The sequence below is a fragment of the Flavobacterium sp. 270 genome, from assembly GCF_004368785.1.
Lineage (GTDB): Bacteria > Bacteroidota > Bacteroidia > Flavobacteriales > Flavobacteriaceae > Flavobacterium.
Window position 1 is genome coordinate 197,896 of the sequence record NZ_SODM01000005.1, and the last position, 26,680, is coordinate 224,575.

The following is a 26,680-nucleotide window of genomic DNA, read 5'->3' on the forward strand; positions in this document are numbered from 1 at the left end:
AAATGTCATTAAAAATAGGAGATATAGTTCCGAATTTTATTGCAAAAGATAATCACGGAGAAATTTTTGAAAGCAAAAGTGTTTTAGGAAGAAAGCCGCTGGTAATTTATTTTTACCCAAAAGATAATACGCCGGGATGTACAACAGAAGCCTGTAGTTTTAGAGATCAATACGAAGATTTTAAAGACTTGGGCGCCGAGGTAATTGGCATTAGCAGTGATAGTGTAAAATCGCATCATAAATTTGCAGACAAGCACAAACTGCCTTTTATTCTATTATCTGATCGGGATAAGAAATTAAGACATCTTTTTGGTGTGCGGAATAATTTATTTGGACTTCTGCCGGGAAGAGTAACTTATGTTATAGATAGAAATGGAGTCGTTATTTATATTTTTGATAGTATGAATGCTTCCAAACATATTCCGAAAGCATTAGAAATAATGAAGGAATTAGTATTATAGATTCAAAAAATAGTATTAGATAAGTATTAAATTAATAAAGATATTAGCCTTAAAAAGATGAACCAAAATTTATACCCTTTACAATTTGAGCCCATTTTAAAAGAAAGAATCTGGGGAGGAGAAAAACTTAAAACAATTCTTAACAAACCAATCACTTCTAAAATTACTGGCGAAAGCTGGGAATTATCTACTGTAGAAGGTGATGTAAGTGTTGTTTCAAACGGAGATTTGAAAGGAAAATCGTTGACAGAACTTATCGATGAGACTCCAAATGAAATCCTTGGAACAAAAGTACATGAGCGTTTTGGAAAACAATTTCCGCTTCTTTTTAAATATTTGGATGCAAGAGAAGATCTTTCAATTCAAGTTCACCCAAACGATAAATTGGCAAAAGAACGTCATAACTCATTTGGTAAAACCGAAATGTGGTACGTAACGCAAGCCGATGCTGATGCAAGAATTATTGTTGGTTTTAAAGAAAATTCAAGTAAAGAAGAATATTTAAAACATCTAAACGATAAAACTTTAGTTTCTATTCTTGATACCGTAAAAGCGAAACCTGGAGACGTTTTCTTTTTAGAAACAGGAACTGTTCATGCTATTGGCGCAGGATTAGTTGTTGCAGAAATTCAGCAGACTTCTGATATTACGTATCGTTTGTATGATTTTGATCGTAAAGACGCACAGGGAAACACAAGAGAACTTCATGTAGATTTAGCGCTAGACGCTATTAACTATAATAAAGTAGAAACTCAGAAAAAATACGAGACAAAAGCAAACACTTCTAATGTTGTGGTAGATTGTCCTTATTTTACAACAAATTTTCTTCCGTTAGAAGATAAGGTGGAGATTTCTAAATCTGGAGAAACTTTTACCGTATATATGTGTATCGAAGGAAGTTTTGAAATTGAATATAATGGTTTCAAACATACTTACATAAAAGGTGATACCGTTTTGGTTCCGGCTGCGATAAATGCATTTATTTTGAGCGGAAAAGCTTCAATTTTAGAAATTTACATTTCATAGCACGTAATATAAAGATAATGTGTACTTTTGCAGTCGCAAATTAAAATTAAAAATAAAATGGCAAACGTTAAGAATTTAAAGAAAGACATCAATTTCGTATTAGGAGATATTATTGAAGCAATTTACTTGTTTGAAATGTCAACAGCAGGAAATCCAACTCCAGAAACGAATGCTTTGATCGATGAAGCTATTGCTGCATTTGATACTTTGATCACAAAAGTGAACGCAAAGAACGTTGAAAACAAAAAAGCGCACTTCAAACAAATCAATGTTGAATTAGAACAAACAGCTAATCAATTGATTACTAAAATCAACGAATTGTAAGCAAAAAAAAATTATAAAAAGTGCAAATATATTTTGGAAAAACGAAAAACCGCCTTATATTTGCACCCGTAATGAGTCGCCAGCGTAGCTCAGTTGGCTAGAGCAGCTGATTTGTAATCAGCAGGTCGTGGGTTCGAGTCCCTCCGCCGGCTCAACAAAAAGAAACCATCACTTCTGTGATGGTTTTTTCCGTTATAATAGAGGGCAGTCTTATTTTTAGAACTCAAAATCTACTAATAATTGCACTTTAAATGAGTCGTCGCCAGCGTAGCTCAGTTGGCTAGAGCAGCTGATTTGTAATCAGCAGGTCGTGGGTTCGAGTCCCTCCGCCGGCTCATCGTAAAACCATCACTTTTTGTGATGGTTTTTTTTTTGCTCCTAAATCAAATAGTGTCTCGTAGTTTGTCATTTCGACGAAGGAGAAATCACACTCGTAACCACAATACATTTAAACTTTGACAAAGATCAATCAAAGCAATTCCTCAATTCTGTCATTTAAAAAATGGAATCAAATTAATATTCCATCATTGTGATTACGAGTGTGATTTCTCCTTCGTCGAAATGACAAGATTGTGGAAATACATATTATAATTGAAAATTGGAATTTGGAATTTCTGATTTTGAATATTAAAAATTTTATAACCTTATTTTTCTTATGTTTGTTACTTAACCAAAAAACATAATAACAAATGGAAGACAATTCAGTTTTTGAAAATTTTGAGTTACAGCTCAACCAAACTGCAAAGGATTTTTTAAAAGAAACCGCTAAGTGGGCTTATTTCTTATCTATTTTAGGTTTTATTTTAATTGGGTTTTTAGTAATAATTGCAGTTTTTGCCGGCACTTTTCTTGCTTCAATGGGAAGTATTGTACCGGGAATGGGCGGAATGGGTGGCTCTTTTGGATTAGTAATGGGAATTCTGTATTTCGGAATCGCTGCGCTTTATTTTTTTCCTGTTTATTATCTGTTTAAATTTGCTTCTAATACAAAAGCGGCCTTTAGAGATAACGATTCAGAAGCACTGACTAATTCTTTGGGTTATTTAAAATCGCATTATAAGTTTATTGGTATTATGACAGTTGTCATTTTAGGATTCTATGTTCTAATGATAGTATTAATGTTTTTAGGAGCATTAATGAGATAATGCAAATATTCATTTATAAAAAAAACGTCCTGAATTTCAGGACGTTTTTCTTTTAAATATAATTTTTTTGAAAACTATTTTTGCTGCTTTTTAATTTCAGCAACATATTTAGTTAGTTTTTTTCCGTAGAAAGACTGTGCTACTTTTGGTGTCATCGATTTTTGAATAGTATCCAAGAATTTAACGTTAATGTCATAAATCTCTGCTAACGCAATATAAGGTGCTATTTCGTGATCTTTATTGTTTAAAGCAAAGTTTGTAGTGTACAAGTATTTTCTTTTGATCGTGTTCTCTTGTTTTGCATTAATGCTGTCAATTGCTTTTTGATCTTGTCTTTTAATTGCTTTAAAACGTGGTTCTACAAAAGAAAGGTTTTCATCAATAAAACGAGAATTTACTTTTTTGAATTCCTCATATAATTCCTGATTTTTAGATCCAGTGATTTTTGCGCTCGAAATAAAGTTATCCAGATTAGTATCAATATTAATATTTCCAGGTTCAGCGAAAAACATAATATTATTGTCTAACGAATTTGTTACACCGCGATCAAGAAATAAATACAACATCTCTGGAGAATCTAATTTTACATTAGTTTCAAAAGCAGAATTTCCATCAATTTTGATGCTGTCAACAGCTACAAGCGCTGTGTCTACAAATCTTTGTATATATAAAGTTCCGTTTTTTAATCCTTTTATATTTCCAGTAATGTGCACACCGTCAGTAGATTCTTTTTTGCTGCATGATGCTAGTAAAGCAATAGTAACAAAGGCAATAATAGATTTTTTCATTGGTTTTTAGATTTTGGTGCAAAATAAAGAAAATAGTTTAAATCTAAGGAAGTTGATGTTTTATTTTTAATAAAAATAAATCCCAATCTATTTCTAAATTGGGATTTCTAAATTTTATGCAAATAGCAAATTACATTATTAAATTATAAGATGCGCCGCTTTCAGTGGTAAAGGTATATTTACTGTCGCAATCATTGTTTCCGTAATCAATAACACCATTTAATATAGAACCTTCTACTTTTAGCTGTCCTTTAGAAATAAAAGTACAAGAGTATTTTTTTATTAAAGTTTCCTTTACAGTCAAAGTAAGTGAGGCACCGTTTGGCGCCGTTACCATGTGGCTTCCTTCTGTTATTTCGTAAACATTATCAGCCAAAACAAGAGGCGTGTCAACTCCGGCAGTCTGTTTTGTCGTGTACATTCCAGAATTAGTAAAAATATTTCCAAGAGGATCTGTTAACTTTCCGTTACTCACTTTTCTGCTCCATTGCGGTACAGTTGCAACGGTAGTTGTATTGGTATATTCAATAGTACCGTCAAGTTTTAGGCTGTTAATAAAATAATCTATTCTTTCAATCGTCATTTTACTTCCAGTAGTAGTTACAGGACCGGTAAGCGTAACTTTTAATTTTCCTTTTCTGGTAATTTGATTGTCTGTACAACCAGTAGTTCCATAATCTACAGTAATTGTTTTAGGATAAGTAGTACCAGAAACAGTAATTGCTGCACATATTCCTGCTGGAGTTTCCGCAGTTTTTGCTGTTGTACTGCTGGTTGCTACTAATAATCCGGTATTAAGATCCATTTCGTTTGTAGCGTCAATTGTAATAGAAGCTCCAATTGCAGAAACATCAATAGTATTGGTTATACCGCCGTCGTCATTGCTGGAACATGAAACGTAAAAAAGTGCTGTTGTGCAAATAGCTGCGAGTAAAAAAATGGTTTTTTTCATGGTTAAATTTGTTTTAGTTAGATTAAAAGGCATTCAAATGTAATAAAAAAATAGATTTCAATAAAAAATATCCTGTGGACTGATCTACAGGATATTAACGCATTTTATTTTGTTTTATTTTTTTCTACAATGTCTAACTCATTATTTGTAGCTATTCCCCAGCTTATTCCTAAAAAAGTAACCAGATTATCTGTTTTTTCAAAGTTTTTTCCAAAGCCCCCGTTTATTGTAAACTGATCATTTATTTTATATTTAAGATTTCCGACAGATCTATAATTGTCTTTTTGATTGGTTCTGTTGATGTATTCGTAGGCGATTGCAAAGTCATTAAACTGCAATTCAATTTTTGCGCCTACATCCAGATTTTTTTCTTTTACATAAGCTAATGCTGTCGTATCGTAATTCATTTCATCGATTAAATATCTGGTGTATTGATAAATATTCAAATAGTTTTTATTGGATTTGCTTAGTTTTAAATTCGTGTTTAAGGTAAGCCATGCGCCGTAACGTCCAAACTTTCCAGATTTAAATTCATTACGATCAAAAAAGTGATTGTAAGCCGTTCCGAAATCAGCAGTAAAAAGCGGTTTGTAATATTCTAAAGAATCAATTTTAGAATAAATTTCGGCGGTTAATGCTTTGTATTCTTTCAATTGCGAAAGTTTATTAATCTTGTCCAGATTCCATTTGTTGTATTCCGGAGTTCCCGATTCATGTGGGTTTTCTCCAAAAGGCAGATTTTCATCCGTCAAAACTTTAAATCTTTCTAATTTTTCAATCAATTTGGTTACAGATTCTTGTCTTTCTTTTCTATTAACAGTCAGCAGATTGGTTCTAATTCCGGCGGATACATTTTGAAGTGTATCTTTTTTTATTGCCGCAAAAGAAAAGGATAAGTTTTTATAAGGTTTAGAATACGCCTTTTGGTTTTCCTTGATCACATAATCTGTTAGATTTCTTTTTTTCTGCGATAATACCCAATACGGTGTAAATTCTAAAGCATAATCGGTTGGAAATCCTTTACTCGAATTAATATTATTTATCAAACTTACGGTAAAAGCCTGCGTTGTAGATGGCGTATTGATAATGGTTGGCGAATAATCGAGAATCGTAAAAGCGGGCGCGTTTGGTAATTCTAAATCTGTTATTTTAATACTATTTGTTTCTTGCGAAAACAATTTTAAACTAATCAGAAATAGAATTATGATGGCTTTAGTTTTCATTTGATTTCAATTATTTTAGTTACCAATAAAATAGTTTCATCATCAGAAAGAATCCATTCGTCTTCTTTGCAAGTATAGATTTTACTTTCGTGAAAATTCCCCGGCTTGTCATCGTCTTCTACCAAATTGTAATTGATTTTTAATTTCTTCAGAAATTCCTCTTTATCTTTTATTTTCTGAAGATCAAAATAAGTGATAATTACAATTCTGTTCAGGTCTTTATATTCTATGGATTTGCCTACTTCAAAAAAAGCGATATTTCCATTTCCGGGCATAGAATCGTTTATGGTTGTTTTTTTCCAGGTTCCTATTTCTTCTTTTTCAACCCAGGTTCGGGATAAGTATTTGTAATCAAAGTTGACTTGTAAAAACAATTTTGATTCTTGTGCTTCTCTTGTAATAAAGGTTTCCATGGTATTTTTGGGATTAAAAACGGATGATTTTTAAATGCTTAAAACAAAATGATCTGCATGATTTTAGAAAGAATAAAATTACATAATTATGTTTGTTCAAATGTGTATAAATTGTTGCTTTTTAAAGAATTAACTTATAATAAATTTGTTTGATTATTTTATAAAACAAAAAAACCTGCAAGTCTAAACTTGCAGGTTTACTAATAAGGTATGATTTAAAACTTATTTAATCATCTCGAAACTTCTTTTTACAAAAGCAGTTAAAGCTTCACCTTTTAAAAGGTTTTGCGATAATTTTGCTAAGTCTAAAGCTTGTTTTACTAAATGTTCCTGATGCGTTTTATCTGCTGTATTCAAGATATTAGTAGCCAAATCAGAATTGGTGTTTACTACCAGATTGTACATTTCTGGCATATTTCCCATTCCGAACATTCCGCCACCGCCAGATTGACTCATTTCTTTCATTCTACGCATAAATTCTGGTTGCGTAATAATGAATGGAGCTGCTTGGCTGTCCATAGCTTCTAATTGTACGCTGTATGCTTTTGGAATATAAGCTTCTAGCGAAGTTTTTAAAGTTTCTTTTTCTTCATCAGATAATTTAGAAATCGTGTTTTCGTCTTTCTTGATTAAATTATCAATATGATCAGAATCTACACGAACAAAAGTTACATCGCTGTTATCGCCTTCAATTTTTTGAATTAAGTGCGAAATAATCGGAGAGTCTAACAACAATACTTCGTATCCTTTTGCTTTTGCAGTTTCGATATAAGAATGTTGCGCTTCTTTATTTCCAGCGTAAAGAACAACCAGTTTTCCGTCTTTATCCGTTTGGTTGTCTTTTAGTTTTTCTTTTAATTCTTCAAGCGTAAAGTAAGTATCGTCAACTGTTGGGTATAATACAAACGCACCCGCTTTTTCGTAGAATTTATCTTCAGAAAGCATTCCGTATTCTAAAACAATTTTAATGTCATTCCATTTTGCCTCAAAATCAGCACGGTTTTCATTAAATAAAGCTTTCAATTTATCAGCTACTTTACGAGTGATATAATTTGAAATTTTCTTAACAGCACCATCTGCTTGTAAACCAGAACGAGAAACGTTCAATGGAATATCCGGAGAATCAATAACACCTTTTAACATTGTCAAAAATTCAGGTACAATTCCTTCTACGTTATCTGTAACGTAAACTTGGTTTTGGTACAATTGAATTTTATCTTTCTGAATCTGCATGTCAGAACCCAATTTTGGGAAATACAGGATTCCAGTTAAGTTAAATGGGTAATCTACATTTAAGTGAATATTGAACAACGGATCTTCAAATTGCATTGGATACAATTCTCTGTAGAAGTTTTTATAATCTTCATCAGACAATTCAGAAGGCTGTTTTGTCCAAGCTGGATTTGGATTGTTGATGATGTTATCTGTTTCAACAGTTTCGTTTACGTAATCTTCTGGAGCATCTTCTGGTTTAGGAAGTGTTTCAGTTCTAGTTCCGAATTTAATCGGAATAGGCATAAACTTGTTGTATTTGTTTAATAAACCACTGATTTTAGAATCTTCTAAAAATTCTAAAGAATCTTCAGCAACATGAAGGATAATTTCAGTTCCGCGTGAAGTTTTGTCAGCTGGCTCAAGAGTAAACTCAGGGCTGCCGTCACATGTCCAGTGCGCTGCAGGTTCGTCTTTGTATGATTTTGTAATGATTTCTACTTTTTCTGCAACCATAAATGCAGAATAAAAACCAAGACCAAAGTGACCAATAATTCCAGAATCTTTAGCAGAATCTTTGTATTTGTCTAAGAATTCTTCAGCTCCCGAAAAAGCAACCTGATTGATGTATTTTTCAACCTCGTCTGCCGTCATTCCTAAACCTTGATCAATAATGTGGATTTTTTTTCCTTCTTTATCAACCTTAATTTCAATAACCGGATTTCCGTATTCTACTTTAGCTTCGCCAATGCTAATAAGGTGTTTTAATTTTAAAGTAGCATCGGTTCCGTTTGAAACCAGCTCACGTAAAAAGATTTCGTGATCACTGTACAAGAACTTTTTGATTAAAGGGAAGATGTTTTCTACTGAAACATTAATTTTACCTGTTGTCATACTTTTTTTATTTTTTAGTTTAATGTGATGATAATCATTTAGTCAAATAGAATACCAATTCTTTTTGGGTGACAAAATGGCGTAAGTGTTAATTTTGAAAGAAAATAATTAGATTTTAAAAGGAATGATATCTCAATGAATCGTATATTTGTGGTACAATAATTGTTAAATGTGTAAGTATTAACTTAAATAAATGTATAAAATGAAGAAGATTATTTTCATTTGCATGATTGCCACGATGTTATTTGCGTGTAAATCAGCATCATCAACAGCTTCAACAGAAGGAACGACTTTATCAAAAAAACTAGACAAATCTACTCAAGTAGCTCTTAAAGGAAATTGGGTACTTACCAATGTAACTTATGCAGGTTCTGATTATATCAAAGTAAACTCATTTGATCTTGCAGATTCAAAATGCTTTATTGGCAGTACTTGGAGTTTTATTTCAAATAATAACAAAGGAACAATGGCGCTTACATCTCCAAGTTGTACGGCTTTTTCTTCTCCAATTGTTTGGAGTATCAATAATCAGGGAATGTTTATTCTAAAAATTCTTGATGCCGGAATAAAAGCAAAAAAAGTAAGAGACGGGTATTTACTTAGAGTTTCGGGAGTTACTGAAAGTTCGTTTCAGTTAATTGATAACATTAATGTTGGTGGACAAGTTAAGGATGTAACTTACCAATTTCAAAGAGCTAATTAATATTAAAAATATATAAAGATGAAAAAGATAACAGTATTAGGCCTAAGTAGTTTACTTGTATTATTTAGTTTATTTACAAGCTGTGATTCAGTAAAAAATGCAAATAATACACAAAAAGGAGCCGGAATTGGTGTTATAGCCGGTGGTGTAATCGGAGCTGTTTTAGGTAATAATTTAGGTCACGGAGGAAACGCTGCTTTGGGTGCTGCTATTGGTGCTGCCGTTGGTGGTGGAACTGGTGCACTTATTGGAAACAAAATGGATAAACAAGCTCGTGAAATCGATCAGGCTTTACCAGGTGCATCTGTTGAAAGAGTAGGTGAAGGTATTCACTTAACTTTAAACGAAAATGCTGTTCGTTTTGATACTAACAAATCTACGCTGACAGCTCAGGCAAAAGCAAATTTAGATAAATTAGTTCCTGTATTTAATGAGTACGGAGATACTGATATTCAGATTTTTGGTTATACAGATAATACTGGAAAACCAGAATATAATTTAACACTTTCAGGACAAAGAGCGGCTTCAGTGCAAGCTTATTTAGCTTCTAAAGGATTAAAATCAAGCCGTTTCAAAACTTCAGGTTTAGGTATTGTTGATCCAATTGCAACAAACGATACTCCAGAAGGAAGAGCACAAAACCGTCGTGTAGAATTTTCTATTACTGCAAACGACAAAATGGTAAATGATGCTAAAGCGGAAGCTGGAAAATAATTTTCTATACAATATAATTAAGAAAATGCTGTTCGTAATGAACAGCATTTTTTTTTGACTTTAGAAATTAAACATTGTAAATTTGAACTCTCAATTATATCACATGCTTGACATTCAAAATATCTCTTTTTCGTATACCGACAAACCTGTTATAAATAACATATCTTTTACAATAGAAAAAGGCCAAAATATTGCTATTATCGGCGAGAGCGGTTGCGGGAAAAGCACACTGCTTAAGCTCATTTACGGTTTGTATGATTTGAATGAAGGAGAAATTTTTTATAATCAAACTCCCGTTTTAGGTCCAAAATACAATCTGATTCCCGGAATGCCTTTTATGAAATATCTGGCTCAGGATTTTGACTTGGCACCTTATGAAACTGTTGCCGAAAATGTTGGAAAGTTTCTTTCTAATGGTTTTGCGAATATGAAAAAACTACGTGTTCAGGAATTATTAGAAATGGTAGAAATGGATCAGTTTGCTAATGTGCAGGCTAAATTTTTGAGCGGCGGGCAGCAACAGCGTATTGCTTTGGTAAGAGTTTTGGCACTTGAGCCAGAAGTTATTTTGCTGGACGAACCTTTTAGCCAGATTGATGCTTTTCGAAAAAATGCTCTACGCCGAAATTTATTCAGATACTTAAAACAAAAAGGAATTACCTGTATAATTGCCACGCATGACAGTACAGATGCTTTGTCTTTTGCCGATGAAGCGATTGTAATGCGAAACGGAGAAGTAATCGTAAAGGACAATCCGACCAAAATTTACGAAGATCCGGAAACTAAATATGTAGCTTCTCTATTTGGTGAAGTAAACGAAATTGCAACACACTTATTACTTTCGTATGAAGATGAATCGCATAAAACATTAGTATATCCGCATCAGTTTAAAATGGTTGCAGAATCTAAGCTTTTGGTCAAAATCAGAAGAACTTATTTTAGAGGAAATCATTATTTAATCGAAGCTGTTTATAAAAGGCAATTGGTTTTCTTTGAAAGTGAAATCGATCTGCCATTAGAACAAGAAGTATTTTTAGCTTTGAATTATTTATAAAATATTAAAAATAGAAAACCCGACAAATTTTAAAAATCTGTCGGGTTTGTTTTTATAGAAGAATTGCTTAAAAATTAGTTTTTCAAATACTTTTCTAAGAATTGATCTTGCTCCCAAAGCAAGTGTAGAATGTTTTCTTTTGCCACATAACCGTGCGCTTCTTTAGGTAAAATTACCATTCTTGCCGGTGCTCCTAAACCTTTTAAAGCTTGAAAATAACGTTCTGTCTGCAAAGTAAAAGTTCCGGGATTATTGTCTGCTTCACCGTGAACCAATAAAATTGGTGTTTTCATTTTGTCAGCATTCATAAAAGGTGACATCGTATTGTAAACTTCTGGAACTTCCCAGTAATTACGTTGTTCTGTCTGGAAACCAAACGGAGTTAAAGTTCTGTTATACGCACCGCTTCGTGCAATTCCGCATGCAAAAAGATTAGAATGCGTCAATAAATTAGCCGTCATAAACGCGCCATAAGAATGTCCGCCAACAGCCACTTTTTTGCGATTGATATATCCTAAAGCATCAACAGCATTAATTGCGGCTTCTGCATTATCTACCAATTGCGTAATAAAGTTATCGTTAGGTTCTGTAGTTCCTTCACCAATAATTGGAAACGCTGCATCATCTAAAACTACATATCCTTTTGTTACCCAATATATAAATGATACGTAATTCGGAAATGTAAATTCGTTTGAATTCTGAGTAGATTGTCCGGCACTGTTTTTATCTTTATATTCAGCAGGATAAGCCCAGATTAATAAAGGTAATTTCTCTTTTTTAACTTTGTCGTAACCAGCAGGTAAATACAAAGTTCCAGACAATTCTACACCATCTTTACGTTTGTACTTAATTACTTCTTTGCTTACGTTTTTAATGCTTTCAAACGGATTTTTGAAATCTGTAAGCGCCGTTAAACTGTTTTGCTTCTTGATATTTCTGAAATAATAATTTGGATATTCACTCTTAGATTGAATCTGAACCAAAACTTTACCGGATTTAATATCTTCAATTTCAATTAAATCTTCCTTTTTGTCTTTATAAGGAGAAGTATAAATACGGTTCTTTTTTAAAGTTTTAAAGTTGAATTCATCAATAAAAGGAAATTGTCCGTCTTTAGTATATCCTTCACCAATACGATATCCGTTATCTTTTTCGAGTGCCAGAACGTATTTATTGAACTCATTTTTTTTAGTTTCAAAAATTCCCGGATCAGAATACACATCTTGTGCATTTCGATCTGTAATTACTTTTGCTTGCTGAGCAGGGTTTGAAGGATTTATTAAATACGTTTTTGTGTTTCGGGTATCATACCATTCGTCGAAAACAATTGCAATATTGTCATTACCCCAAGTAATATCACTAAAACGCTGTTGTAATTTTACCAAAGAAACAGGATTATCAGTAAAAGGCGCATTCCATAAAAAAACTTCGTCTCTCAAAGCAACTTTGTTTGCAGGATCACCTTCGTCTAGTGCCACAACATAAGATAAAACAGCTGGCTTGTCATTTCTCCAAGCCATTTCTCTTTTTCCTTTTCTAACCGCCATAAAACCTTTTGGCATAATTTCGTTTAACGGCACTTCGTTAACCGTTTTAATTTCTTTTCCTCTAATGTCATAAACAATAGTTTTAGATGGAAATCTGTATAACGGAACCACATAAGAAAATGGTTTCTGAATCGTAGTCAGCATAATGTAATTTCCGTCTGGCGAAATTTTCTCTCCAATAAACATTGCACCTTCTTTAAATAAAACAGCATTTCCGTTTAAATTTACTTTGTACAATTCAGAAGTAATAATGTTTTCAAAATTAGCCTCGTCATTTTTGTTTTTCAACATATCAGGATACGTTCTGTTTTGAGATTTTTCTCCAGAAGCATTAGAAATAATTGGCCCGGTTGGTAAATCTTTTTTAGAATCTAACAAAGGCTGTCTGTTTTTTGGCAGCATTTTTACCAAAATAGTCTGGTTGTCTGAAAGCCAGTTAAACGGATTCCCAAAGTTTGCATTTACAGTAGCTTCTGTAAGTTTTGTTGCACTTGCTGTTGCTACATCAATAACCCAAAGTTCTACACCTGTATTTGTAGTGTGCGAAAACAAAATTTTTTGATCGTTTGGCGACCAAAGAATATTGCTGATTTTAGGATTAGCCGGTAATCCAGAAACCTGAATTTCGGCCATATTGTTTACTTTTCTTAACTTAAGATTAGTATTATAGGTAACTGTGCTCGAAATGTTTGTAACCGGATTAATTCTTAATCCTCCCAAACGAAGTTCTTCCTGATTTAATTCGTCTAATGTTTTATAAGTGTTGCGGTACAATAAAAGCATATTTTCTTTTTTAGTATCCATAGATACTGTAGGAGCTCTCTCGTAATCTGCTAGATCTAAGATAGATTTGGAGGGTTTTTGGTATGTTAAATTTTCTTGCGCAAGAGCAAAAAAACCAAAATTTAAAAATAAAAATAGGGTAATTTTTAATTTCATAATTTGAATTTTAGGGTTTGAAAAAATGGTATTTATAAATGTTTGTCTAAAGTAGTTTAGAGTTGTTACATTTTAGCCTCAAATTTAATTTTTTTTATGTTTTTGATGAATTAACTGCTTTTTCAGAATTTAAAAGCAGTCTATGTAAAGTATTATTGAAGTATATTAAATTGTTAATTACGAAAAAAATAGTAATTTGTACACTTATGTTTTAAACAATACTTAAATTTGCAATCCAATTTTAACAAAATAACAAAGAGTATGTATCATTCAAAAATAGCGGGCTTAGGATATTATGTTCCTTCAAATGTTGTGACCAACGATGATTTGTCTAAGATTATTGATACCAATGACGAGTGGATTCAGGAGCGAACTGGAATTCAGGAGCGAAGACATATTATTCGCGGAGAAGATACCACAACTTCGATGGGAGTAAAAGCAGCTAAAATTGCCATAGAACGTTCTGGCGTAGCCAAAGAAGATATTGATTTTGTAGTTTTTGCTACATTAAGTCCAGATTACTATTTTCCAGGACCTGGGGTTTTAGTGCAGCGTGATTTAGGTTTAAGAACCGTTGGAGCTTTAGATGTTAGAAATCAATGTTCTGGTTTTATTTATGCTATTTCGGTTGCAGACCAATACATCAAAACCGGAATGTACAAGAATATTTTGGTTATCGGATCTGAAGTGCATTCTACAGGATTGGACATGACAACTCGCGGACGCGGTGTTTCGGTGATTTTTGGAGATGGAGCAGGAGCAGCGGTTTTAAGCCGTGAAGAAGATTTAACAAAAGGAATTTTATCTACACATTTACATTCAGAAGGACAGCATGCTGAAGAATTAGCTTTGCAGGCACCAGGAATGGGAGCGCGTTGGGTAACTGATATTTTGGCTGATAACGATCCGAACGACGAAAGTTACTATCCGTATATGAACGGACAATTTGTATTTAAAAATGCAGTAGTTCGTTTTGCAGAAGTAATCAACGAAGGATTGCAGGCAAACGGTCTAGAGGTTTCAGATATTAATATGCTGATCCCGCATCAGGCCAATTTGAGAATTTCACAATTCATTCAAAACAAATTCAAATTATCAGACGACCAAGTGTATAACAATATCCAAAAATACGGAAATACAACTGCAGCGTCTATTCCGATCGCTTTGACAGAAGCTTGGGAAAAAGGAAAAATTAAAACGGGCGATACTGTTGTTTTAGCCGCTTTTGGAAGTGGTTTTACTTGGGGAAGTGCTATTATAAAATGGTAATTTTTTATTTTAAAATATTATAGTAAAACCTGCTTCAAACGAAGCAGGTTTTTTTTTATACTTAATTTGTTAGCTGTAAAAGTTTGTCAGGCTGAGCGTAGTCGAAGCCCCGTTCCAATTGGCACGCCCTTCGACTCCGCTCAGCGGGACATAGAGCATTATTTTGTTTTGAATTAATTTTCTTACTTTTATCCAAAAAAACTACAATAAAAGAAAATGAAACAATATTACGTCTACATATTAAAATGCTCCGATGAAAGTTATTACACAGGAATGACAAATGATATAAATAGAAGATTAAACGAACACAATTATGGCTTAAATAAAGAAAGCTATACGCATGATAGAAGACCATTAAATCTGGTTTTTTGCACAGAGTTTAATGATGTTAATCAGGCTATTTCATTTGAAAAACAAGTAAAAGGTTGGAGTAGAAAAAAGAAAGAAGCTATAATTAATGACAATTGGAATGATTTGAAGAAGCTTTCACAATGTTTGAACGAGACAAATTCTGAAAATTTTAAAATTGAGGAGGTTTAAAGCTTTTCAGGATTTTATTCAGATTGCGGGTCTTCGACTTCGCTCAGACTGACATTGCATCACTTATGTTAACTAAAAAGTTAAGGATTTATTAATTATAAAATATTTCGGTTATAATTAATATTTTTGAGTTTTAAATAACCCCAATGAAAAAAAATCAACTCGAAATAGCCTGTTTTAATTTTGAATCGGCTGTGATTGCGCAGGAAAATGGTGCGCATCGAATCGAATTATGCGAGAATATGCAGCTCGGCGGTACAACGCCCAACTATATTTTGGCAGTAAAAGTTAGAGAACAACTTTCTATAAAAATGCATGTTATAATCCGGCCACGCGGAGGCGATTTTGTTTATACCGACGAAGAGTTTGTTGAAATGAAACAAGATATAAAACAGTTTAAAAAACTTCAGGTTGATGGTTTTGTTTTCGGAATTTTAAATGAAGACGGAAGTGTAGACAAAATCCGAAATAAAGAATTAGTTAATTTAGCAGGTTCGCTGCCTTGTACTTTTCATCGCGCATTTGATGTCGTTATAAATGTTGAGCAATCTTTGGAAGATGTAATTGAATGTGGTTTCGAAACTATTCTAACATCTGGTCAAGGTATAAATGTTTTAGAAGGAATTTCAATATTACAAAAAGTTCAAAAATTAGCCGATGAAAGAATTGTCATAATGCCCGGAGGCGGTTTGAGATCTACAAATATTGAGCTATTAGAAGAAAAACTAAAAGAAGAAACTTTTTTTCATACATCAGCCATAACAGATCATTCTGATACAGCCAATCCCGAAGAAATAAAAGCAATTTTAGCTTATTTATAAAAATAAGAAAAGCCTGGAGTTGGCAAACTCCAGGCTTTTCTTTTTCTACAAGGTATTCTAAAAAATAAAATTGATAATAAAGAAGGTTTAGAACATTCCGCCACCACCTTTATTAGTATTGTCCTCTCTTTGTTTACGCTGTAAATTTTTGATTTTAGCACCTCCAAAGTTGTAAGTTAACCCTAAATATACCGTTTGGCTTTCCCAAGAAAACTGTCCAGCAACAGGATAAGGGTAGTTACTATCAAAAGCATATTTCATTGTATGAAAGACATCATTAAAACGTACACTAATGTTCATCTTGTTGTCTAACAATGTATAACGCGTTCCCATGTCCATTTTGTACATTTCATGGCTATTATTTTGCAATCCGTCAACAGCACCTCTGTAAAAACCAAATAATAAAAAGCTTAAACGTTTGTTTGCTTTAAAGTTTGAGTTCATACGACCGTTAAAAGCAGCCACAGTAATTTTTCTGTCTAAAGCAGCACTCGTTTGTGTTACAGGATCGTATTGAAATACAATTCCTTGCTGATTAATGCTTGAGAAATCTATAGATGGTGAAATATCCCACCATTTTGTAATTTTATAATTAAAAGAAACTTCAAAACCATAAGAAGTACTATTATCATAATTCGTATAAGTCAAGATTTGTTTGTTTCCAGTTGGATCTGTATCGTCTGGAAATAAAACTCTACTGATTTGATCGTTGGTACTTCTAACGAAAACTCCAGTCGTAAAACTTCCTTTTTCTAGCGTTTTAGTATAGTTTACTTCAACAGAATTTGTAAACTGAGGTCTTAATTCAGGATTTCCTAATGAAGTTATCAACGGAGTAGAAAACTCACGAATAGGTTTTGTCTGCTCTAAACTCGGACGGTCAACACGACGGCTGTAACTTAATTGGAAAGTATTTTTCTCGTTAAGATTATACGTTAAATAAGCAGAAGGATATAAAGTAATATAATCATCATCAAATTTAGTTAAACCGTGATTTAAATTAGCCTCTACTTTATAACTTTCAAAACGAGCTCCCAATTGATAACTGAATTTTTTGAATTTCTGCCCAAATGTTACATAAGCAGAATAAATATTAGTATCATAAGTATAATTAGAAACCGGAAGCGCAGCAAGCGGATTTCCTGTTATATAATCATTGTCTGTTTTTGTAATTCTTGCTTCGGCACCAGCTTCAAGCGTTGTTTTGTCGTTTAATGGGTTTACGTAATCCACATTTAAAGTACTTAATTTACGAGTTCCTCTTATGTAATCATCGTAAATTACGCTGCTTGCAGTATTGTCGGTTTTTGTAGACTCAGTATCAAAAGAAGCATATTGCGTTTCTTTATTGTCGCTGTAGTTTCCTTCAAAATCTAAAGTGTGACCTTCTTTTTTAAAGATATGTTTGTACGCTAAATTGTAAGTTCCAACCTGATCCGGACCAGAATATCTAGATTTTTGAAAAACATTATCCAAATCAGAATCTGATACATTGTTGTAATCAATAATCGTGTTTACAAAACCTTTTCCATTCGATTTATTTTGATTCGTATAAACAGACAAAGTGTTGTGATCATCGATTAAATAATCCATTCCAATTTTGTACAAATAAGAATCATTATCATTTAGAATGTCTAAATTTTGATTAATATCCTGATCAAATCTTTGAATATGACCTTTATTATGATATGTTCCGAAGTTTTGTCCTACGTTACCAAAGAAATTTACTTTTCCGGTTTTGTAATTCAAATCCAAAGATTGATTGTATTTTGCAGTTTCACCAAAAGTAATACCACCGCTGTAACTTCCGTTAAAACCAGTATTAGCATTTTTATGTAAAACGATATTGATAATTCCAGACATTCCTTCTGGATTGTATTTTGCACTTGGATTCGTAATCAACTCAATTTTTTTGATAGAAGTTGATGGAATTTGTTTTAATAATTGAGCAGGATCAATATTACTTGGTCTTCCGTCAATTAAAACACGAACATTATCGTTTCCACGAAGAGAAAGTTTCCCGTCCTGATCTACGTTTACAGAAGGAATATTGTTCATAATGTCTGATGCAGAAGCTCCCGCCGTTGTCAAATCTTTACCAACAGTAATTACTTTACGGTCAATTTTTTGTTCGATAGTCGAGCGTTCGTTAACAATATTTACACCTTTTAGCTGCGTAGCTTCTTCTTCAAGAGAAACATTTACTGTTGATGTTTTTTTGTTTTCACTTAAAACAATAGTTCCAATATATTTTCTAAATCCGATATATTGAATTTCAATTGTATAGTTTTTTAAAGCTAAATTTTTAATACTAAAATCTCCATTATCATCTGTGTTTACTCCCGTAACTTGTTTGCCATTGTCTTTGATAGAAACTGTAGCATAAGAAATTGGAGCATTGTTCGATTTTTCTGTAATTTTTCCGGAAACTGTTCCCGCATTCTGGGCTTTAGCTGTTGCCATTACACCCAGTAACGCGAACAGAAAGAATTTTAATTTCATAGTGTAAAAATTGATTGATTTGATTTGATTGATGATGATTGCTTTGATTAGTTTTTTGTTTTTTTTCGGCTTCAAAATTATTTGAAGTTCTTATTAAGACTCTTTTGCTGCAGTTATGTTACAGAAAAATTAAAATATTTTTTGAGATCTTTTCTACTAGCCCTGTTTTATAAGAGTTTAGGGTTTTGATTTTTTGATAATTTTAACAATTGAATTTTGTTGCTTTTTGTGAAATTCTAACTGTTTTCTTAAATTTTATATGTTTTTGATTTTCTGTAATTGATGAATAAGCAGTATCTTTGCTCACTTTAAAAATAAGTTTACATGTCATTATCACAAATTCTTACTCCTTCTATACAAAAAGCAATACAAGCATTATTTGATGTTACTGTTGATAAAATTGAATTTCAAACTACCAGAAAAGAGTTTGAAGGCGATATTACAATGGTAATTTTTCCTTTGCTAAAAGTGATTAAAAGCAATCCTGTAGAATTAGGAAATAAAATCGGAAATTATCTTGTAGAAAATGTTTCTGAGGTAGCGCGTTTTAATGTGGTTTCAGGATTTTTAAATATTGTAATTGCAGACAGTTATTATCTAAATTTCTTTAATGGAATAAAAGACAATACCAAATTTGGTTACGTAACACCAAACCCGGAAGACAAAGCTATTATGGTCGAATATTCTTCGCCAAATACCAATAAACCTTTGCATTTAGGTCACGTTCGTAACAATTTGTTAGGATATTCTGTTGCAGAAATTATTAAAGCTTCTGGTAAAAAAGTATACAAAACACAGATCATCAACGATCGTGGAATCCATATTTGTAAATCGATGCTGGCTTGGGAGAAATTCGGAAACGGAGAAACTCCAGAAAGTTCTCATTTAAAAGGTGATAAATTAGTTGGTAAATATTATGTTGAGTTTGATAAAGCGTACAAAGCAGAAATTTCTCAATTGATGGATGCTGGCAAAACCGAAGAAGAAGCGAAAAAGCAAGCTCCGATTATTATTGAGGCGCAAGATATGCTTAAGAAATGGGAAGCCGGTGACGACAAAGTTATTACACTTTGGAAAATGATGAACGAATGGGTTTATGAAGGCTTTGCTACTACTTACACTAATCTTGGAGTTAATTTTGATAAATATTACTACGAAAGCAATACTTATTTATTAGGAAAAGATGTTGTACAAGTTGGACTTGACAAAGGTGTTTTCGAAAAAGATCCAGACGGTTCTGTTTGGATAGATTTGACAGATGAAGGTTTAGATCGTAAAATTGTACTTCGTTCAGACGGAACTGCAGTTTATATGACGCAAGATATTGGTACAGCAATTCAGCGTGTAAAAGATATGCCAGATGTTGGCGGAATGGTTTATACGGTTGGTAACGAACAGGATTATCACTTTAAAGTTTTATTCTTAATCCTTAAAAAATTAGGTTTTGACTGGGCTTCAAGTCTTTATCATTTATCTTACGGAATGGTTGATTTACCTTCTGGAAAAATGAAAAGTCGTGAAGGAACTGTTGTAGATGCTGATGATTTGATGCAGGATATGACTGATACAGCCAAACAAATTTCTGAAGGTTTAGGAAAACTAGAAAGTTATTCTGCCGAAGAAAAAGCAAAATTGTACAAAACAATTGGACTTGGAGCGCTTAAATATTACATCTTAAAAGTAGATCCTAAAAAACGTATTTTGTTTAATCCAGAAGAATCTGTAGATTTTGCCGGAAACACAGGTCCGTTTATTCAATATACTTACGCGCGTATTCAATCCATTATTCGTAAAGCCGATTTTGATTTTGCGGATGTGACTGATACTACAGAATTGCATGAAAAAGAAAAAGAATTGGTAAAACAAATCGAGCTTTTCCCGGAAGTAATTCAAAATGCAGCTCAAAATCACAGTCCAGCTTTAATAGCAAACTATACTTATGATTTGGTAAAAGAATATAATTCATTTTATCAGTCTGTACATATTTTAGGGGAAGTAGATTTAACCAAAAAAATATTCAGAGTGCAGCTTTCTCAAAAAGTAGCCGAAGTTATAAAAACAGCATTTACTTTATTAGGAATTGAAGTTCCGGAGAGAATGTAAAAAATAATATTCTTATAAACTAAAAACCGATAGTTCTTCTATCGGTTTTTTTTATGCTTTATTTTTTGTTTAGTAATTGATAATCAGTTGCAACAAATTTTTTCTTTAAAAATATAGTAAAAAGCTTATGTTTTATTGTGTTAAAAGAAGCTTAATTCTTGTTAAAAAAATATGTTTTAAATAGATTTGCGCTCGATTAACTAAAAAACAAAATAAAATGAAACAAAAAATTGTAAGAATTGTGTTGCTCTTCTTGATTGCAGGAATGCAATTGATTTTTGCACAAGAAAGAAAAGTTTCTGGTACTGTATCGGACATTTCAGGGCCAATTCCGGGCGCAAATGTTATGGTGAAAGGAACAAATAATGGTGTACAATCTGATTTTGATGGTAAATACACAATTAAGGCAAAAACTGGAGATGTTTTGATTTTTTCTTATGTAGGTTTAAAAGATAATGCAGTAACTATTGGTTCAGCTTCTGTTATTAATGTAAAACTACAAGAAGATGGAAAAGAGTTGGATGAAGTTGTAGTAGTTGCATATGGTACAGCAAAAAAGACTTCTTATGTTGGATCAGCTTCACAAATTAAATCCGAACAACTTGAAAGCAGACCTTTGACAAATGCACTTTCGGTTTTGGAAGGTTCAACATCGGGAGTTCAAATTCAGAGTTCAGCGGGTCAGCCAGGTGCCGCTCCAGAAGTAAGAATTCGTGGTTTCAGTTCAATTAATGGATCAAATACACCGTTATATATTGTAGATGGTGTTCCATATGCAGGAGATATCAGCAATTTAAATTCAAGTGATATTGAAAGTTTGTCTGTTCTAAAAGACGCTTCTTCAACCTCTCTTTACGGTTCAAAAGCTGCAAATGGAGTAATTATCATTACAACAAAATCGGGAAAATCATCAAAAGATAAGTTTTCTTTAAACTTAAGTACGGGTATGACTTCACGTTCAATCAAAGATTATAGCCGAGTAAATGCTTTGGACTACTATCCTTTAGAATGGGAAGCAATTCGAAATAGCCGTCCTATGGATAATCAGGCACAAATTGATGCTGCAAATACTTATGCATCCGCTAGAGTTCCAGTTGTTTTAGTGACAAATCCTTTTAATGTTACTGGTGGAAGTATAGTTGGAACAGACGGAAAATTGAATCCTGATGCGAAATTATTATATCCGCAAGATCTTAATTGGGCTAAACAATTAGAAAGAGCAGGAGTTCGTAAAAATGTAGATTTCTCTTATCAAGGTAAGTCAGAAAAATCTAATTATTTTGCTTCTTTGGGTTATTTAGATGAAGAAGGATATATACAAAAATCAGGTTTTCAGAGAACAACAGGAAGATTAAATTTAAATACAAGCCTAAAAGAATGGTTTAAAACGGGTGTAAATATATCAGGAACTTTAACAAATTCTAAATTAGGTACAGATGGAGTAGAAAATACATCTTCATTTAAGAACCCTTTTAGAACAATCAGAACAATGGGACCAATATACCCTGTTTTTGATCATACATCAAATGGAGATTATGTATTAGATGTTAATGGTGACCGCATGTACTCAACTGTTCGCGGATCTGGAGCTTCAAATGGTCGAAATGTTGTGTATGAAACTTTAAATGATACAGATGTAGTAAAAGGCTTGGCTCTTTCAGCAAGGACTTTCTTTGAGATTTCTTTTACTAAAGATTTAAAATTTACGACAAACGCTTCTATTGACAAAACATATACAAACAGAACCTACTCTTATAATACTGCAATTGGAGATGGAGCACCAACTGGATTGATGGGTAAAGATGATAAAATTTTAACTGGAATTACTTATAATCAATTATTGAATTATTCTAAAAAAATAGGAGATCATTCTTTTAATGCATTATTAGGTCATGAAAGTTTTGATTATGAAAGAAATTGGACGAGTAGCAGCAAAACGGGTCAAGTGGCACCAGATATTATTGAATATGTTAATTATGCAACAACGACCGGTTTAACTTCTTATACAAGAAACTATGCTACAGAATCATATTTTTCAAGATTAGGTTATGATTATATGGGTAAATACATTTTTTCAGCATCATTAAGAAGAGATGGATCTTCAAAATTTGCTGAAAACAATCGTTGGGGTAATTTCTGGTCTTTAGGTGGAGCTTGGGTAATTTCTAAAGAAAATTTTCTTAAAAACCACTCTTGGATTAATGAATTAAAATTAAGAGCTTCTATTGGACAAGTTGGAAATGATTCTCATACAATAAGTGATACAAATGATGCAGGTTCAAAAATAAATGGTTTGAATTATTATGTAAGTCAGCCTACTTATAGCTTAGGTTATGATAATGGAAGTGAAGGTGGTATTATAACTTATGCTGCAGCTGCGCCAGATTTGAAATGGGAAGTTAATACTCAAAAAGATCTTGCAGTTGAATTTGGCTTGTTTAAAAATAGATTAAAAGGAAGTGTCGAGTATTACAATAGAAATACTGATGGGCTTATTTTTTCAGTTCCAAACCCATTGTCTTCTGGTTTAGATTACAGAGTAGAGAATATCGGTTCTATGGTTAACAAAGGATTTGAAGTTGCTTTAGATGGGGCAATTGTTAGAACAAAAAACTTTTCTTGGAATTTCAATATAAATGCTTCGACGATTAATAATAAAATAACCAAATTGCCTCAAGGGGAAATCATTGATGGAACTAAAAAACTTTCAGTAGGACATTCAATCTATGATTATTGGTTGAGGGACTGGTATGGGGTAGATCCTGCTGATGGATATGCACTATTTGTAGCAGATCCAAAATTTGTAAATCCCAGCGACACATCAATACGAGTTGTAAATGGCATAAATGTAACTACTGATCAAAATAAAGCTTTGTATCATTATGCAGGTTCGGCAATACCAGATTTGTTTGGAAGTTTTGGAAATACATTTAAATATAAACAACTTCAGTTGAATGTTATCTGCGCTTATCAAATAGGTGGTCAAATGTACGATACTAATTATGCTGCTTTAATGCATACAGGAAATAATTACGGATCAGCATTAAGTACAGATGCTTTTAGAAGATGGCAAAAACCGGGAGATGTTACTGATGTACCTCGCTTAGACATTAATAGAAATACTCCGGCAGCAGCAGCTTCAGACAGATGGTTAATAGGTTCTGATTATTTATCATTGAGACAAGTTAATTTATCTTATAAAATGCCTTCTGAATTTATATCAAAATTCGAAATCGATAATGCTTCAGTTTATATAAATGGTGAAAATCTGATGTTGTTCACAAAACGTCAAGGGATGGATCCGACTCAAACTTTCAACGGAACGACTCAAAATAGGTATATACCTTCTAGAGTAATATCGTTAGGAATGAACTTAAATTTTTAACATCATGAAATCAAATTATATCAAATTATTATTCGCAGTAATAGCAATAACTATTTTCGGGTCTTGCTCAGAAGAGTTTTTAGATAAAAAACCAACAGAGTTTGTTGATTATGAAGGAGCGACTAAAACAACAAAAAATCTAATGACGCTTTTAAATGGTATTCACAGATCTTTGTATATAAGATATGAATCCAATCAGAACGAAAACGGATTAGGAAGTTTAATGCAGCAAATCGATATTGCAGGAGAAGATGTTGTTTTTCCAGTAACGAATGGTTGGTATTTGCAAGTTTATAATTGGTCGGCATTCTCAAATGAAAATTCTCAAGATTTGAGATTTCAATTTAGAACTTATTACAGAATCATTAGAAATGCGAATACAATAATTAATGCAACTGATGCGGCTATTGGTTCCGAAGCTGATAAGAAAATCGTAAAAGGACAGGCATTGCTTTATAGAGCATTTTGCCATTATCAATTAGTGCAATTATTTGGAAAAAGATATGTTAATGGTGATGTAAATTCTCAGCTTGGTGTACCAATTATTTTGACAGTTGGTAATGATAATTTTCCTCGTTCAACAGTTGAAGAAGTTTATAATCAAATAAATAAAGATTTAGATGAAGCAAATACTTTATTAGTTGGATATACAAAACCTAATAATTCACATTTAGATTTAAGAGTTGCTCAGGGTTTAAAAGCTAGAGTTGCTTTAACGCAAGGAAATTGGTCAGTTGCGGCAGATTATGCTAATAAAGCTCGAACTGGTAAAACGCTGATGTCAATGGCAGAATATACTTCAGGTTTTAATGATTATAATAATAAAGAATGGATGTGGGGAAGTCATGTTAACGAAGTACAAACTGATTACTTTGGAAACTTTGGTGCTTATATGTCGAGAAATTACAGTTCTACTGTAATTCGTTCTTGCCCAAAAGCAATCAACAGCAAACTTTATGATTTGATTCCAACAACCGATGTACGTACTGCAATATTTGATAAAACGGGGCAGCATACCGCATTGGGACTTCCATCAAATTTTGCTAAATTTCCTTATACGAGCCAGAAATTTTTAGCTGTAAGTACTGGTGACAGCAGATGTGATATTCCTTATATGCGTGTGGCCGAAATGTATCTTATAGAAGCAGAAGCAAAAGCAAGACTTGGAAATGCAGATGCTGTAAACATTCTTTTTGATTTTGAAAAAACTAGAAATCCCTCTTACACTTTATCAACAAATTCAGGACAAGCTTTAGTTGATGAAATTTTACTTCAAAGAAGAATAGAATTATGGGGTGAAGGTTTTAGATTTTATGATTTAAAACGTACAAATTCGCCACTTGACAGAACTGGTGCAAATCATGACTCAGGAATTGTAAACGGAGTTATGAATGTAGCTTCTTCAGATAAAAGATGGCAATGGTTGATTCCGCGTGCAGAAATCAATGCAAATCCATTAATTGAACAAAACGAATTATAGATATAGAAGCCACTATAATTTTTAAAAAACTCCTTATATCGTTTCAGCTATTTTGAATTAGTAACCTTTTAGTGAAAACAAAATATTAAGGATAAGTATTCGGAATTAATTTTCAGGCAGTTTCGTTTATAAAAAAAGCCGGTAGTTTTTTACGCTACCGGCTTTTTTACAACTAACACAAACATTTATTATTTTACGAACTTGTCGATTATTTTATCTGTTTCAGCTTTTGAAGTATCAGGCTTCAAATCAAACAATAAAGAATAAAGCGCTTTTCTGTCTACTTTAGCTTCTAAATTTAAATCCTGATGTCTGTCAAAAAGAGTCTGCCATTTATCGCGAACATTTTTCCAAAGTGCGTTGTTTGCAACCCACCATTTTTGAGCAGCCTGGCATTTGATGTCTGGAACTTTAGTGTAAACATCAAATCCTTTTTCTTGTGCCAATAAGTAATCTTTTCCGGCATCATCTCTAACTAACTTATCATTATCCTGTTCATGATTCCATCCTGTAGAAGTAATTTCGTGGATATTTCTTCTTTTAAGAACATTATAATCATTACGTTTTGTCTGCTCTCTTCTAGGAAGTGGTGCATCTGCAACATTTGCCCAGTAATCTTGTCCGTCTACGTGAACCCAAGTTGAAGAACCTTCATATCTAGGACTGTCATCTACTTGATATACTTTTTGAGTCCATTGACCTTTTACCGCTTTTTTGTCTAGCTTTTTATATTTCCAAGAACTGTTTTTGTCGAAAGAATATAAATCAGTGTTTTCATACAACCAATCTTGTCTCCAGTGTTTGATAATCATATCATCACTTACAATTAACAAGTGCTGCATTACAATCTTATTTGGAGTGTCTTCTAAAAGTTGTACCCACTCTAATCCAGATTCGTGTTTTGTCTCAGAAGGTTTGTATGTAAGAGAATCTTTAGGATATTGAAATGTCTCAGTAAAATTAAATTTTACTTCATAACAACCACACATTGACTTAATAGATTTAATGTCTTGTTGTTTTTTGGCGTCTTGACTGAATCCAAGACTAAATGTAAAAGCCATTACGGCCGAAAAATAGAGGCTTTTTGAAATCATAACTTATTTTTTTTGTTTAAAAATTTTTTGCAAACATATAAATTTTATTTAGAATAATTAAAAATAATTATATATTTGCGCCGTTATTAAG

The 26,680-nt window shown here is 32.6% G+C and carries 21 protein-coding genes and 2 tRNA genes; 15 read left to right on the plus strand and 8 right to left on the minus strand.

The features are described 5' to 3' along the window. Nucleotides 1-2: 2 nt before the first annotated feature. The 6 genes from EV144_RS18175 (at nt 3) to EV144_RS18200 (ending at nt 2,956) form a co-directional block, all read left to right on the plus strand. Nucleotides 3-461, plus strand: a complete 459-nt coding sequence (locus EV144_RS18175; protein ID WP_134150573.1) for a peroxiredoxin — start codon at nt 3-5, stop codon at nt 459-461. A 57-nt stretch (nt 462-518) separates the two neighbouring features. Next, on the plus strand, nt 519-1,487 hold the full coding sequence (locus EV144_RS18180; protein ID WP_134150574.1) for a type I phosphomannose isomerase catalytic subunit: 969 nt from the start codon (nt 519-521) through the stop codon (nt 1,485-1,487). A gap of 57 nt (nt 1,488-1,544) precedes the next feature. Next, nucleotides 1,545-1,811: a hypothetical protein gene (locus EV144_RS18185; RefSeq protein ID WP_134150575.1), complete on the plus strand. Its 267-nt coding sequence runs from the start codon at nt 1,545-1,547 to the stop codon at nt 1,809-1,811. Between the two features lie 78 nt (nt 1,812-1,889). Beyond that, nucleotides 1,890-1,963, plus strand: a tRNA-Thr gene (locus EV144_RS18190). 109 nt (nt 1,964-2,072) lie between these two features. Then, nucleotides 2,073-2,146, plus strand: a tRNA-Thr gene (locus tag EV144_RS18195). Between the two features lie 354 nt (nt 2,147-2,500). After that, nucleotides 2,501-2,956, plus strand: coding sequence for a DUF5362 family protein (locus EV144_RS18200; RefSeq protein WP_134150576.1), 456 nt, complete (start codon nt 2,501-2,503; stop codon nt 2,954-2,956). Nucleotides 2,957-3,030: 74 nt separating this feature from the next. On the opposite strand, the gene EV144_RS18205 is transcribed toward EV144_RS18200, so the two are convergent. The 5 genes from EV144_RS18205 to htpG all read right to left on the minus strand — a co-directional run bounded on the left by EV144_RS18205 (nt 3,031) and on the right by htpG (nt 8,438). Beyond that, nucleotides 3,031-3,744, minus strand: coding sequence for a DUF4369 domain-containing protein (locus EV144_RS18205; protein ID WP_134150577.1), 714 nt, complete (start codon nt 3,742-3,744; stop codon nt 3,031-3,033). 130 nt (nt 3,745-3,874) lie between these two features. Next, a complete protein-coding gene (locus EV144_RS18210) occupies nt 3,875-4,696 on the minus strand; it encodes a hypothetical protein (protein ID WP_134150578.1) in 822 nt (273 codons plus the stop codon). A 104-nt stretch (nt 4,697-4,800) separates the two neighbouring features. Then, nucleotides 4,801-5,919 (minus strand): hypothetical protein, encoded by a 1,119-nt coding sequence (locus tag EV144_RS18215; protein WP_134150579.1) that lies wholly within the window; start codon nt 5,917-5,919, stop codon nt 4,801-4,803. Then, complete coding sequence (locus tag EV144_RS18220) at nt 5,916-6,332, minus strand: hypothetical protein (protein WP_134150580.1); 417 nt, start codon at nt 6,330-6,332, stop codon at nt 5,916-5,918. Before EV144_RS18220 ends, EV144_RS18215 begins: the two co-directional genes overlap by 4 nt. 222 nt (nt 6,333-6,554) lie before the next feature. After that, on the minus strand, nt 6,555-8,438 hold the full coding sequence (gene htpG, locus EV144_RS18225) for a molecular chaperone HtpG (RefSeq protein WP_134150581.1): 1,884 nt from the start codon (nt 8,436-8,438) through the stop codon (nt 6,555-6,557). 202 nt (nt 8,439-8,640) lie between these two features. Between htpG and EV144_RS18230 the strand changes: the two genes are divergently transcribed. From EV144_RS18230 to EV144_RS18240, 3 genes are all read left to right on the plus strand, one after another. Then, nucleotides 8,641-9,141, plus strand: a complete 501-nt coding sequence (locus EV144_RS18230; protein ID WP_134150582.1) for a lipocalin family protein — start codon at nt 8,641-8,643, stop codon at nt 9,139-9,141. Between the two features lie 18 nt (nt 9,142-9,159). Continuing rightward, complete coding sequence (locus tag EV144_RS18235) at nt 9,160-9,855, plus strand: OmpA family protein (protein ID WP_134150583.1); 696 nt, start codon at nt 9,160-9,162, stop codon at nt 9,853-9,855. 103 nt (nt 9,856-9,958) lie between these two features. Beyond that, nucleotides 9,959-10,909: an ABC transporter ATP-binding protein gene (locus EV144_RS18240; RefSeq protein WP_134150584.1), complete on the plus strand. Its 951-nt coding sequence runs from the start codon at nt 9,959-9,961 to the stop codon at nt 10,907-10,909. Between the two features lie 74 nt (nt 10,910-10,983). On the opposite strand, the gene EV144_RS18245 is transcribed toward EV144_RS18240, so the two are convergent. Further along, nucleotides 10,984-13,395 (minus strand): prolyl oligopeptidase family serine peptidase, encoded by a 2,412-nt coding sequence (locus EV144_RS18245; protein ID WP_134150585.1) that lies wholly within the window; start codon nt 13,393-13,395, stop codon nt 10,984-10,986. A gap of 261 nt (nt 13,396-13,656) precedes the next feature. On the opposite strand from EV144_RS18245, the gene EV144_RS18250 reads away from it, so the two are divergent. The 3 genes from EV144_RS18250 (at nt 13,657) to EV144_RS18260 (ending at nt 16,025) form a co-directional block, all read left to right on the plus strand. Then, on the plus strand, nt 13,657-14,664 hold the full coding sequence (locus EV144_RS18250) for a 3-oxoacyl-ACP synthase III family protein (protein ID WP_134150586.1): 1,008 nt from the start codon (nt 13,657-13,659) through the stop codon (nt 14,662-14,664). 216 nt (nt 14,665-14,880) lie between these two features. Continuing rightward, nucleotides 14,881-15,204, plus strand: coding sequence for a GIY-YIG nuclease family protein (locus EV144_RS18255; RefSeq protein ID WP_134150587.1), 324 nt, complete (start codon nt 14,881-14,883; stop codon nt 15,202-15,204). A 146-nt stretch (nt 15,205-15,350) separates the two neighbouring features. Then, on the plus strand, nt 15,351-16,025 hold the full coding sequence (locus EV144_RS18260; RefSeq protein ID WP_134150588.1) for a copper homeostasis protein CutC: 675 nt from the start codon (nt 15,351-15,353) through the stop codon (nt 16,023-16,025). An 87-nt stretch (nt 16,026-16,112) separates the two neighbouring features. Here EV144_RS18260 and EV144_RS18265 read toward each other — a convergent pair whose 3' ends face one another. Continuing rightward, nucleotides 16,113-18,527 carry a TonB-dependent receptor domain-containing protein gene (locus EV144_RS18265; RefSeq protein WP_134150589.1) on the minus strand — a complete coding sequence of 805 codons (2,415 nt, stop codon included), beginning with the start codon at nt 18,525-18,527 and terminating at the stop codon, nt 16,113-16,115. Between the two features lie 324 nt (nt 18,528-18,851). Between EV144_RS18265 and argS the strand changes: the two genes are divergently transcribed. The 3 genes from argS (at nt 18,852) to EV144_RS18280 (ending at nt 25,495) form a co-directional block, all read left to right on the plus strand. Continuing rightward, nucleotides 18,852-20,630 (plus strand): arginine--tRNA ligase, encoded by a 1,779-nt coding sequence (gene argS, locus EV144_RS18270; RefSeq protein WP_134150590.1) that lies wholly within the window; start codon nt 18,852-18,854, stop codon nt 20,628-20,630. 217 nt (nt 20,631-20,847) lie between these two features. Beyond that, nucleotides 20,848-24,015 (plus strand): SusC/RagA family TonB-linked outer membrane protein, encoded by a 3,168-nt coding sequence (locus EV144_RS18275; protein WP_134150591.1) that lies wholly within the window; start codon nt 20,848-20,850, stop codon nt 24,013-24,015. A 4-nt stretch (nt 24,016-24,019) separates the two neighbouring features. Next, nucleotides 24,020-25,495 carry a RagB/SusD family nutrient uptake outer membrane protein gene (locus EV144_RS18280; protein WP_134150592.1) on the plus strand — a complete coding sequence of 492 codons (1,476 nt, stop codon included), beginning with the start codon at nt 24,020-24,022 and terminating at the stop codon, nt 25,493-25,495. A gap of 188 nt (nt 25,496-25,683) precedes the next feature. On the opposite strand, the gene EV144_RS18285 is transcribed toward EV144_RS18280, so the two are convergent. Next, complete coding sequence (locus EV144_RS18285) at nt 25,684-26,589, minus strand: DUF6607 family protein (RefSeq protein WP_134150593.1); 906 nt, start codon at nt 26,587-26,589, stop codon at nt 25,684-25,686. Between the last annotated feature and the right edge of the window lie 91 nt (nt 26,590-26,680).